Genomic DNA, 11,819 nt, shown 5'->3' on the forward strand with positions numbered 1-11,819 from the left:
ATAAAGAGTGAGTGATCATGAAAGGAGCCACCATGAATAAGAAATACCGCCCGATGGCGTGGATCGCCCTGGCCCTGGTGCTCATCCTGGTAAGCTGCATCGGCGCCGGCCTGATCCAGACCGATTTCGGCAACGTGACCATTACCGACGTACGTATCCCCATGCCGGACGGCGAGACCCTGCGGGTGCTGGTGCACCGTCCGTCCACCGCCACCCAGGACAATCCGGCCCCCTGTGTCATCACCAGCCACGGCTATCATGCCACGCTGGAGACGCAGGATATCACCTCCATCGAGCTGGCCCGCCGGGGTTTTGTGGTCTTCAATATGGACACCTACAGCGCGGGCAGTTCCTCCGGCACCACGGTGTCCTACAATGACAGCCGCAGCTACTATGGCCTGGGCATGCTGCAGCTGGTGGACTATGTGCACGACAACATCGACTACATTGATCCGGATCGCATCGGCATCACCGGTCACTCCACCGGCGGCCGCAACGTGGCCTTCACCCTGGACGCCTACGGCCGCAACGAGCACGGCCTGGAATATGTGGGCCAGCCGGATGACGCAAGCGATTACGAAACCAAGGTTTCCAGCGCGCTGATCCTGGCCTTCTTCCCGGACCACTACCTGCTCAACAATATGCCCAGCGGCGTGAACGTGGGCATTAACTTTGCCCGGTACGACGAAGGCGCCACCGTACAGGTGACCAAGGTGGACGGCTATCAGTGGCCGGACATGACCGTTTCGCCCGAGGCCAAGTTCTTCATCAACACCACCTCGCCCGACACCTTCACCCTGACCGCCGAAAGCGCCATCAACCCGGACAACGGCCACAATGACGTGACCCTGTCCGGCTGGGACAACAACGAAAAGGTAGAGATCGGCAAGTACTACGGCAGCATCGACGAGGGCACCCTGCGGGTGGTGTACAACCCGAACACCTCCCACCAGTGGCAGTTCTTCTCGGCGACCAACGCCTCCATCACCAACCAGTTCTTTATGGATACCCTGGGCGCGCCCAACCCCATCGCGGCGGACAACCAGCTCTGGTTCCTGAAAGAGGTATTCAATGCCGTCGGTCTGGCCGGGTTCTTCCTGCTGCTGATCCCCCTGGCCACCCTGCTGATGGAAACGCCCTTCTTCGCCAGCCTGGCCCGGTCTGCCGGCCCGGCCCACAGCCTGCCCGCCACCGGCCGCGGCAAGGCGGTGATGGCAGTCAGCCTGGTGCTGCTCACCGTGATTCCCGGCCTGACGGTCATGCCCGCTTTTTCCGACATCGCCTACGGCATGATCTTCACCAACGCCGCCACCAACAACTCCACCGACTTCTTCCCCCAGCCCGGCCCCAACGCCATTATCGTCTGGGCGGTGATCAACGCGGTGCTGGCCATTGCGATCTATGTGATCGGACGCCTGATTGCGGGCCGCGAAAAGGGCGAAAAGCTCTTTGGGGAAGGGTTGCGCATCCGCTGGGCCGACCTGGGCAAGGCTGCGCTGCTGGCCTTCCTGGTGATGGTGGCCGCCTATGGCACCGTGCTCTTTGCTGACCGGTTCTTCAAGACCGATTTCCGGTTCTGGAGCTTTGCCGTACGGGCTGCCGACGGCAACATCCTGCGCCTGTGGTGGCATTATGTGCCCTTCCTGACCGTCTTCTGGCTGGCTGCGTCCTTCATGGTCAACGTGAGCGCCCGGTATCAGGTCAAGCGCCCCTGGACCAACACCGCAATGTGTATAGCGGTAAATACCCTGGGCCTGATCGGTCTGGTGGCCATCCAGTTCATTGTGCTCTTCTCCACCGGCGTGGCGGCCTGGTATATGAACCGGGCCTGGGTCAACATCTGCCTGATCATTCCGTTCATCCCCATGATGGCCATTGGCACCGTGGTTCTGCGCAAGGCCTATGAGCGCACCGGCACCATCTGGCTGGGCGGATTCCTGATGGCGTTTGTCTCCACCCTGGTCAGCGTTTCCACCGCCAACGCGATCCTGTTCGTATAAGTAAAGGAGGCCTGTTCCATGTATCTGTGCTTGTCCCATCCGCTCAATCTGCGTGACCACGCCTTTCCCGGCGCGCCGACCCTGAAACTCACCCCCTTTGAGGTGATCGGCGAGAACGATTCTGCCTGCAATACCTGGCGGGTGGAGCTGTTCAACCATTTCGGCACCCACATGGACGGGCCCAATCATTTCAATCCCCAGGGCCGGCAGCTGTGGCAGCTGCCCCTGAGCACCTTTGTGTCGGAAGCGCCGCTGCTGCTGGATATCCCGAAAGGAGAAGGGGAGGCTGTGACCCCGGAGGATCTGCTGCCCTACGACGAGGCGCTGCAGAAGGCTGACATGCTGTTCATCCGCAGCGGCTTTGAAGCGGTGCGCGCCCAGGATAACCAGCGCTACTCCTCCCGGGGGCCCTGCGTCTCTGCCGCCGCCGCCCGGCTGATTGTGGATCGCTGGCCTCACCTGAAAGCGGTGGGGATGGACTGGATCTCCCTGTCCTCGCCGCTGAACCTGGCCGACGGCATCCGTGCCCATCAGATCATGCTGGGCCTGGACGGGGGGCAGCCGGTGCAGATCATCGAGGACGTGGCGCTGGCCCAGGTAGATCCGGCCCGGCTGGAAAAGATTTTCGTTATGCCCCTGTTTGTGGAGGGCATTGACAGCGCGCCGGTGACCATCCTGGCCTGCCTGCGGGACAACTGAATTCCTCGCGCGGGGCGCGGGGCCCAAGCGGCCCCGCGCCCGTTTTTTTGACGCAAAAGAACCGGACTCCCCCTTTTACTTTCCGGCAGATCCGCTATAATAAAGGCATGATCCCTGCGCCGCCGGGCAAGCCTGTCCGGCGGCTGATCCATACAACAAAAAGGAGAACGACCATGAACGTACTGATTATCGGCGGTGTAGCGGCCGGCACCAAAACGGCCGCGAAGCTCAAGCGCCTGGTTCCCGATGCCCGGGTAACCATCCTGGCCAAGGACAAGGACATTTCCTACGCGGGCTGCGGCCTGCCCTACTACGTGGGCGGGGCCATCCCCAGCCGGGAACAGCTGATCGTGAACACCCCCGCCTCCTATTCGGCGCTGACCGGGGTGGAGGTGCGCACCGGCATGGAGGCCATCCGTCTGGATGCCGCCGCCCACACCGTGACCGCCCGGGATCTGAGCGACGGTTCCGAGAGCGAATTTGCCTATGACGCCTGCGTGATCGCCACCGGCGCCTCCCCGGCGGTGCCGCCGCTGCCCGGCGTGGAGAGCCGGGGCGTATACTGCCTGCGCACCCCCGACGACGCGGAGGGCCTGCGCCGCTACGTGGAGGAGAAGCCGGTGCGCCGGGCCGTTGTGGTAGGCGGCGGCTTCATCGGCCTGGAGATTGCCGAAAACCTGATGGAGAAGAAGGTGTCGGTGACGGTGGCCGAGATGGCGGGCCAGATCATGCCCAATGTGCTGGACCCGGAGATGGCCGCCTTTGCCCGCAAACAGCTGCAGGAGGCCGGGCTGCGGGTGCTGACCGGCGTAAAGGTGGAGGAGATCCTCACCGCGGACGGCGCGGCCACCGGTGTGCGCACCGCCGCCGGAACCCTGCCCGCCGATCTGGTGGTGCTGAGCGTGGGCGTGCGCCCCAACACCGCCTGGCTGACGGACACCGGCCTGGAGATGTTCAAGGGCACCATCCTGGTGGACGAGCGGCTGCGCACCAGCCTGCCGGACGTGTACGCCGCGGGCGACTGCGTGATGGTCAAGAACCGCATCACCGGCGAGCGCCAGTGGTCGGCCATGGGCTCCTCTGCCAACTATGAGGGCCGCACCCTGGCCCGGGTGCTGGCGGGCGAGGCCGGGCGGTATCCCGGCGTGCTGGGCACCGGCGTGGTGAAGCTGCCGGGCGGGCTGAACGCCGCCCGCACCGGTCTGACCGAGGCCCAGGCCAAGCAGGCGGGCTACGATGTGGAGACCGCCCTGGCCGTGAGCGACGACAAGGCTCACTATTATCCCGATTCCGCCTGGTTCGTCACCAAGCTGGTGGCGGACAAGGCCACCCACAAGCTGCTGGGCGCGCAGGTGCTGGGCCCCGGCGCGGTGGACAAGATGATCGACGTGGCAGTGACCGGCATTGCCCTGAACGCCCGGCTGGAGGATCTGGACGGGCTGGATCTGGCCTACGCGCCGCCTTTCTCCACCGCCATCCATCCCTTTGTGCAGGCGGTGTATGTGCTGGGCAACAAGCTGTGCGGCGCCATGTGCAGCATGACCCCCGCCCAGTACGCCGCCGGCGAGGCCAAGGGCTGGACGGTGGTGGACGCCAACGCCCAGCCGGTCATCCCCGGCGCCCGCTGGGTGGACCTGACCAAGGTCAACGGCCCGGTGGAGGGGCTGGACAAGGACGAAAAGCTGCTGCTGGTCTGCGCCAAGGGCCGCCGTGCCTATCTGCTGCAGCGCCGTCTGATGGCCGCGGGCTACACCAACACCCGCGTGCTGGAGGGCGCCACCTTCTTCAACGATGTGAAGGTGGAGGGTGTCAAGACCACCGTTTCCCCCGAGGACATCACCCGGGTCAAGGCCCTGGGCTTTTTGCATGACAAGAACACCCCGGACCGCTTCAACGGCCGCGTGATCACCCGCAACGGCAAGATCACCGCCGAGGAGAGCCGGGCCATCTCGGAAGCCGCCGCCCTGTACGGCAGCGGCGCCATCACCATGACCAGCCGCCTGACCCTGGAGATTCAGGGCGTGCCCTACTCCAACATTGAGCCGCTGCGGGAGTACCTGGCCCAGTACGGGCTGGAAACCGGCGGCACCGGCAGCAAGGTGCGGCCGGTGGTGTCCTGCAAGGGCACGACCTGCCAGTACGGCCTGATCGATACCTTTGCCCTGTCCGAGGAGATCCACGAGCGGTTCTACCACGGCTACCACGACGTAAAGCTGCCCCACAAGTTCAAGATCGCGGTGGGCGGCTGCCCGAACAACTGCGTCAAACCCGATCTGAACGACCTGGGCATCATCGGCCAGCGGGTACCCCAGATCGATCCGGACAAGTGCCGCGGCTGCAAGGTCTGCCAGGTGGAGCGCGCCTGCCCCATCCAGGTGGCCCAGATGAAGGACGGCAAGATTCAGATCGACCCGGACGCCTGCAACCACTGCGGCCGCTGCGTGGGCAAGTGCCCCTTCGGCGCGCCGACCAGCGAGACCAACGGCTACAAGGTGTACGTGGGCGGCCGCTGGGGCAAGAAGGTGGCCCAGGGCCACGCGCTGGACAAGGTATTCACCAGCAAGGAAGAGGTGCTGAACGTGGTGGAGAAGGCCATCCTGCTCTTCCGCGAACAGGGCATCACCGGCGAGCGCTTTGCCGACACCATCGCCCGGCTGGGCTTTGAGTCGGTGCAGGAACAGCTGCTGAGCGACGATCTGCTGGCCCGCAAGCAGGAAAACCTGGCGGCCCAGAAGCATCTGAAGGGCGGCGCCACCTGCTGATTCCCTTGCCAACAATACAAAACAGGCGTGCAGAAAAAGCTTCTCTCTTTTCTTACCGAAAGGGGAGAGGGTGTGGGAGAGGACCATCAGGGCCCTCTCCCACTTGCAATATTCTCGTTTTTTCTCCGCACAGCGCAGAAAAAACAGGCGTGCCGGGCGGCACGCCTGTTTTTTATTGAATCAGATTTTTCAGTTCCGCCAGCAGCACTGCCCGGTCGTTGGGGATTTCGCCCGCCAGCACCCGCTGCAGCAGCGCGTCCAGCGCCCGGCCCACCGCCGGGCCGGGGGCTGCCCCGGCGGCCAGCACGTCCCGGCCGTTCACCGCCAGCTGACGCAGGGAAAAGCAGGCATCTTGTGCCAGCTGCTCATCCAGCAGGGTTTCCAGCGCGCCCAGCTCCGCCAGCCGGTCATGCCAGGCGGGGGCCAGGGCCAGGGTATCCGCCCGGTGCACCGCAATCAGCGCCCGGGCGTCCCGCTCGCCCAGCCGGTTCAGCAGCCGCCGGGCGGTTTTTTCCTCCACCGGCAGCGGCGCGTCGTGCAGCCGCACCAGCCGCACCACCCGGTCCCGGGTGTCGTTGTCGTACCGCAGGCGGGTCAGGATCGTCTGGGCCAGTTCGGCGCTGTACTGGGCATGGCCGTAAAAATGACCCACCCCGTCCGGCCCCCGGGAAAAGCAATCCGGCTTGCCCAAATCGTGCAGCAGCATGGTCAGCCGCACCGCCCGGTCCGCCGCGGCCGACCCCACCGCCCGGGCGGTATGGCCCCACACATCCAGGCAATGGTGATGGTTGTGCTGGTCAAAGCCCACCGCCGGGGCGATCTCCGGCAGCACCGGTTCCAGCACCGCGGGCCAGCGGGCCAGCACCTCTTCCGCCGCCGCGCCCAGCACAAGGCCGTCCAGTTCGGCCTGCACCCGCTCCGGCGCGATGGCCCGCAGGCGCGGGGCCTGCCGCTCCATGGCCCGGGCGGTGGCCGGGTCGATGGCAAAGCCCAGCCGGGCGGCAAACCGCAGCCCCCGCAGGATGCGCAGCGCGTCCTCGGCAAAGCGGGCTTCCGGCTGCCCCACCGCCCGCAGCACCCCCGCCGCCAGATCGGCCCGGCCGTCAAAAGGATCAGCCAGCCCGGTGCGGGGGTTCCAGGCCATGGCGTTTACGGTAAAATCCCGCCGGGCCAGGTCCCGGTTCAGGTCGGTGACAAACTCCACATGATCCGGCCGCCGCCCGTCGGAATAGCCGCTCTCGGCCCGCAGGGTGGTCACCTCTACCGGTGTGTGCTCCCACAGCACCGTCACGGTGCCGTGCACAAGGCCGGTGGGCAGGGTGCGGGCAAAGCAGGCGGCCACCTGTTCGGGGCGGGCGTCGGTGCACACGTCCCAGTCGTGGGGGGATTCGCCCCGCAGCGCGTCCCGCACGCAGCCGCCCACCACCCAGGCCCGGAAGCCCGCCGCTTCCAGCCCGGCCAGCACCCCGGCGGCCGCCGGGCTCAGGGTCGGTTCCATTTCGTTCCCCCTCCTTTGCTCTTTGCATAGAGTATGGTATCATAGAATCAGCGCCTGCGCCAGTGGCCGCGGGCGGGAAAGAGGAAACCTATGGCTTTGTTTTTTGCCGGCCTTGCCTATCTGGCCGGGAACCTGTATCTGAGCGTCTGGCTGCTGCGGTGGCTCACCGCCTGGGGCTGGCCGCTCACCGCCCCGGCAGCGGGGGCGGCGGCGCTGGTTGTATTCTGGCTGTGGGCAGTCAGCCCGGTGTGGGCGTTTCTGGCCCGCAAAGGCCCGCTGCGGCGCGGGCTGCACCGGGCCTGCGGCATCTGGCTGGCCTTTATGCTGTACGGCTTTCTGCTGGTGGGGGCGTTTACCCTGTGCCGGGAAGCCGTGGTGCGCTGTGCCTGGTACACCGCTTTGCCGGACAGCCTGCGCGCCCGGGTGCTGGCGGCGGCCGGCAGTCTGGCCCTGGCGGCGGCTCTGCTGCTTTGCCTGTGGGGCCGCTGGCGGGCGGAGAAGCTGCGGATCCGCCGCCGGGCGATCCACATAGAAAAACCCTGCGAAACGCCCCGGCTGCGGGTAGCGCTGGTGGCCGACCTGCATCTGGGCAGCAACCTGGGGCTGGCCGGGCTGCGGCGGCTCTGCGCGGCGATCCGGGCGGAGAAGCCCGATCTGGTGTGCATCGCGGGGGATCTGTTCGACAACTGCTTTGACGATATTGAAGAGTCTGCCGAGGCCGCCCGGCTGCTGGCCCAGCTGCGGCCCCGGTGGGGGGTGTGGGCCTGCTGGGGCAACCACGACCTGCCGGAGGAACTGCTGGCGGGGTTCTCGGTGGGGCGGCCCAGACAGGACGGCCGGTTTGAGGCGTTTCTGGACAAAGCCCGTATCCGGATGCTCTGCGAGGAAACGGCGCGTCTGGGCTGCGGGGTGCAGCTGGCGGGCCGGGCCGACCGGGGCATGGCCCGCCGGGCCGGGCTGCGCCGGGCCGCGCCGGAAGAACTGCTGGCCGGTCTGGATGCGGACGCGCCCATTTTCGTGCTGGATCACCAGCCCCGGGAGGACCGGGCCCTGGCCGACGCGGGGGCGGATCTGGTGCTCTGCGGCCACACCCACGACGGGCAGCTGTGGCCCGCCAACTGGCTGATGCGGCTGCTGTGGCACAATCCAGGCGGAATCCGCCGCCGGGGCCGCGGCTGGCTGGTCACCACCAGCGGGGCGGGGGTATGGGGCCCGCCCATGCGGGTGGGCACCCGCAGCGAGGTGCTGGTGCTGGATGTGACCTTCGGCCCTTGCCCCGAAGCGGAAAAGCCGCTACAATAAAGGAACACGCAAAAAGGGGGAAATGCCATGGAACGGGAGACCTTTGCCTTTGTGCCGGGCTTTCTGTATCTGAAATGCAACAAGATCTACACCGGCAGCCACAGCGGCATGCGGTATGCCTTTACGATGGATGACGAGAGCATCGGGGCGGTGGTGTGGCCCAATCCCTGGTGCCTGGAAAAGACCGACGACGCACTGAAAGTGCGGGAGAGCTTTTCCCGGGACGAAGAGGGGCTGGCGGCGGCAAAAGCCTGGGTGGAGGATCAGTTCTACGCCCGGCCCCGCCACTGGAAGGCCATCGGCTGGAACATCCTGGATTCCGAGCCCTGGGTGAAGCCGGAAGAACCCGAAGAACCCCAGGCGGCGGAAGAACCCGCCCCGGCCCCGGCGGCCCCAGCGCCCGCCAAACCGGCCCCCGCGCCCGAAGCGGCAGCCCCGGCATCCCAGCCCGAAGCGCCCGCCCAGCCGGACGCCCCGGCCGCGCCGAACCCCGACGCGCCGCCCTGGGAATAACACAAGACAAAACGCGCCCGCCCGGGCCTTAATCCCCGGGCGGGCGCGTTGTTTTACCGATTTTCCAAAGTATCCGCCAGCAGCCGGTCCGCCACGCGGGCGGGGGACAGGCCGGTGGTATCCCGCTGCCAGGCCGCGGGCAGGCGGCGGCAGCTTTCCAGCCGGTCCAGGGCGCGGGGGATGCAATCCGGCTGACGGCGCCCGGCGGCGATGTCCGTTTCCAGGCGGGCGCGCAGTTCCTCCGGCGTGCAGACCAGCACGGTGCGCACCACCCGCCAGCCCGCCGTGTCCAGCCGGGCTTCCAGTTCCGCCCAGGTTTCGGGCAGGTGCAGCACCCAGCCGAACACCACATTCTCGTACACCGAACAGTGCAGGAAGCTGTTGAGCAGATACACGATGTTGTCCAGCACCAGGCGGCGGGTCTCCTCGTTGACCACGAACGGGTCCATCTCCCAGCACCAGTCCCCGTCCAGAAAAGCGCAGGCGGGCAGCCGGTGCTCCAGCAGGCGGCAGAGGGTGGTTTTGCCCACCCCCATGGGGCCGCCCACCAGGTACAGCGTGCGGGCCATGGTTACTTTACCGGCGAGTAGGTCACCCCGTCGATGATCAGGTCCTCGCCCTTGGTCTCAAAGCTGTAGGTGGCGGTGCCGAACAGCTCGCTGGTGACGATCAGCTGATCCCCCTTGCGCTGGTAGGTGCAGCCGTAGACCATATCGTAGCAGGTGAGGGTCAGGGTATTGGAGCCGGTAAAGGTAAAGATGTCCGCGCCGTCCTCCCCGCAGCTGTAGCTGCCGGACAGCTTGCCGCAGCCGGTCAGCACCAGGCAGAGCGCCGCTGCGGCGGCGCAGCGCAGCGCATAGTGTTTCATCCTCATCCCCCCATACGTTCCGTGTGTTTCAGTATACCACGCCCCCGCGGCGGCCCGCAACCGCCCGGGGCCGGTTTTCACCGTTTCGATACAGAACGTTTACGCCCCGGCCCGCCGGGCCAGGATCCGGTCCAGAATGCGGTGGGCCACCTCGTCCTTGCCCGCCAGCGGCAGATCGGTGCAGCCGGTGGGCTCCACCAGGGTCACGTGGTTGGTGGCGCCGCCGAAGCCCGCGCCCGCCTCCCGCAGGCTGTTGGCCACGATCATGTCCGCGCCCTTTTTCTCCAGCTTGGCCCGGGCGTTGTCCAAAAGATCCCGGGTCTCCATGGCAAAGCCGCACAAGAACTGCCCCGGCCGCCGGGCTGCGCCCAGCTCCGCCAGGATGTCCGGGGTGCGGGTCAGTTCCAGCGTCAGATCGGCGCCGCTCTTCTTGATCTTTTCCCCGGCGGTGTGGGCGGGCCGGTAGTCGGCCACCGCCGCCGCTTTGATGATCACGTCCTGCGCCGGCGCGGCCGCCATCACCGCGTCGTGCATCTGCTGGGCGCTCTCCACCCGCACCAGCTCCACAAAGGGCGGGGGTTCCAGCGCGGTGGGGCCGCTCACCAGGGTCACCTGCGCCCCCCGCAGCATCGCCGCCCGGGCCAGCTCGTACCCCATGCGGCCGGTGGAATGGTTGGTGATGAACCGCACCGGGTCCAGCGCCTCCCGGGTGGGTCCGGCGGTCACCAGCAGATGCAGCCCCGCCATGTCCTTCTGGCAGGTCAGATGGCGCTGGATGTGCTCCAGCAGCTGCTGGGGCTCGGGCATCTTGCCCGGGCCCACCGCCCCGCAGGCCAGCCGCCCGCAGGCCGGGTCGATCACCTCCACGCCGTACCCCCGCAGGCGGGCCAGATTGGCCTGGGTGGCCGGATTCTCGTACATGCCGGTGTTCATGGCCGGGGCCACCAGCTTGGGGCACCGGCAGGCCAGCACGGTGGTGGTGAGCATATCGTCGGCAATGCCGTTTGCCATCTTGGCGATCACGTTGGCGCTGGCCGGGGCCACCAGCACCAGGTCGGCCCGGTCGGCCACCGCCACATGCTCGATCTCAAAGGAGAAGCTGCGGTCAAAGGTGTCCACCATGCAGCGGGTACCGGTCAGCGCCTCAAAGGTCAGCGGCGCGATAAAGCGGGTGGCGTTTTCAGTCATCAGCACCAGCACCGTGGCTTTCTGCTTCACCAGCATACTGGCCAGGGTGGCGATTTTGTATGCCGCGATGCCGCCGGTCAGGGCCAGCACCACGGTCTTGCCTTTCAGATCCATGGATATCCCTCCTTGCTGTGCCTATTGTATCACATCCGGACGGGTTTGTCCTGCCAATATCCGCCTTTGCACCCTGCGTATATCTGTGGTATAGTAAGGGGGAATACCACGAACCCTGCCGTTTTTACGGTTTTGATACAACTTTGCGCGGTTTTGGATACGGTTTGTATGGGATAATGGGGCACGGAGGTGTACGAATCATGAATCAGAACACACAGCAAACGGCCCACATCCTGGTTGTGGAGGACGAGGCCCATATCGCCCAGATGATCGAAGCCACCCTGCAGCTGGGCGGCTATACCTGCGAGAACTGCGCCGACGGCGCCGAGGCGGTGGAGAAGATCTTTTCCGGCGGATACGACCTGATCCTGCTGGACGTGATGCTGCCCGGGCTGGACGGCTTCGGCGTGATGGAACGGGTGGCCGGGCTGGACGTGCCGGTGATCTTTCTGTCCGCCATGCAGCAGGTGACCGACAAGGTGCGGGGCCTGCAGCTGGGCGCGGAGGACTACATAGCCAAGCCCTTTGAGGCGCTGGAACTGCTGGCCCGGGTGGAGGTGGCCCTGCGCCGCCGGGGCAAGGGGCGGCAGGTGCTGGTCTACCGGGACATCCAGCAGGATCTGGGCAGCCATACGGTGACCCGGGCCGGGGTGCCGGTGGCGCTGAGCCCGAAAGAGTTTGAACTGCTGCGGGTATTTCTGCAGCATCAGGATCTGGCGCTTTCCCGGGAAAAGCTGCTGGCGCTGGTGTGGGGCTACGAGTTTGCGGGGGAGACCCGCACCGTGGACATCCATGTGCAGCGGCTGCGCCAGAAACTGGGCCTGGCGGACAAGCTGGTAACCCTGCCCCGGGTGGGGTACCGGCTGGAGAAGTAA

Annotated in this window: 10 protein-coding genes; 6 read left to right on the forward strand and 4 right to left on the reverse strand. The window is 66.3% G+C overall.

Annotated features, from left to right (window positions below; translation table 11 throughout):
* The first annotated feature begins 17 nt into the window (after nt 1–17).
* The 3 genes from B5E65_RS08340 to B5E65_RS08350 all read left to right on the forward strand — a co-directional run bounded on the left by B5E65_RS08340 (nt 18) and on the right by B5E65_RS08350 (nt 5,461).
* The gene (locus B5E65_RS08340; protein ID WP_087171316.1) at nt 18–2,000 is read left to right on the forward strand and encodes a CocE/NonD family hydrolase; all 1,983 of its coding nucleotides are present in this window, start codon (nt 18–20) and stop codon (nt 1,998–2,000) included.
* 18 nt (nt 2,001–2,018) lie between these two features.
* Complete coding sequence (locus tag B5E65_RS08345; protein ID WP_087171317.1) at nt 2,019–2,699, forward strand: cyclase family protein; 681 nt, start codon at nt 2,019–2,021, stop codon at nt 2,697–2,699.
* Nucleotides 2,700–2,872: 173 nt separating this feature from the next.
* Entirely contained in the window at nt 2,873–5,461 is a 2,589-nt protein-coding gene (locus tag B5E65_RS08350) for an FAD-dependent oxidoreductase (RefSeq protein ID WP_087171318.1), read from the forward strand.
* 172 nt (nt 5,462–5,633) lie between these two features.
* On the opposite strand, the gene B5E65_RS08355 is transcribed toward B5E65_RS08350, so the two are convergent.
* Complete coding sequence (locus B5E65_RS08355) at nt 5,634–6,959, reverse strand: CCA tRNA nucleotidyltransferase (RefSeq protein ID WP_087171319.1); 1,326 nt, start codon at nt 6,957–6,959, stop codon at nt 5,634–5,636.
* 90 nt (nt 6,960–7,049) lie between these two features.
* Between B5E65_RS08355 and B5E65_RS08360 the strand changes: the two genes are divergently transcribed.
* Together B5E65_RS08360 and B5E65_RS08365 are read left to right on the forward strand one after the other, a co-directional pair.
* Nucleotides 7,050–8,261, forward strand: a complete 1,212-nt coding sequence (locus B5E65_RS08360) for a metallophosphoesterase (protein WP_087171320.1) — start codon at nt 7,050–7,052, stop codon at nt 8,259–8,261.
* Between the two features lie 27 nt (nt 8,262–8,288).
* Nucleotides 8,289–8,774 (forward strand): hypothetical protein, encoded by a 486-nt coding sequence (locus B5E65_RS08365; RefSeq protein WP_087171321.1) that lies wholly within the window; start codon nt 8,289–8,291, stop codon nt 8,772–8,774.
* Nucleotides 8,775–8,827: 53 nt separating this feature from the next.
* Here the strand turns inward: B5E65_RS08365 and B5E65_RS08370 are convergent, their stop codons facing one another.
* The 3 genes from B5E65_RS08370 to coaBC all read right to left on the reverse strand — a co-directional run bounded on the left by B5E65_RS08370 (nt 8,828) and on the right by coaBC (nt 10,944).
* Nucleotides 8,828–9,343 (reverse strand): AAA family ATPase, encoded by a 516-nt coding sequence (locus B5E65_RS08370; RefSeq protein ID WP_087171322.1) that lies wholly within the window; start codon nt 9,341–9,343, stop codon nt 8,828–8,830.
* Between the two features lie 2 nt (nt 9,344–9,345).
* Complete coding sequence (locus B5E65_RS08375) at nt 9,346–9,642, reverse strand: hypothetical protein (RefSeq protein ID WP_087171323.1); 297 nt, start codon at nt 9,640–9,642, stop codon at nt 9,346–9,348.
* Between the two features lie 99 nt (nt 9,643–9,741).
* A complete protein-coding gene (gene coaBC / locus B5E65_RS08380) occupies nt 9,742–10,944 on the reverse strand; it encodes a bifunctional phosphopantothenoylcysteine decarboxylase/phosphopantothenate--cysteine ligase CoaBC (protein ID WP_087171324.1) in 1,203 nt (400 codons plus the stop codon).
* Between the two features lie 200 nt (nt 10,945–11,144).
* On the opposite strand from coaBC, the gene B5E65_RS08385 reads away from it, so the two are divergent.
* On the forward strand, nt 11,145–11,819 hold the full coding sequence (locus B5E65_RS08385; RefSeq protein WP_087171325.1) for a response regulator transcription factor: 675 nt from the start codon (nt 11,145–11,147) through the stop codon (nt 11,817–11,819).

The organism is Gemmiger sp. An120 (assembly GCF_002160955.1).
Classification (GTDB): Bacteria; Bacillota; Clostridia; order Oscillospirales; family Ruminococcaceae; genus Gemmiger_A; species Gemmiger_A avium.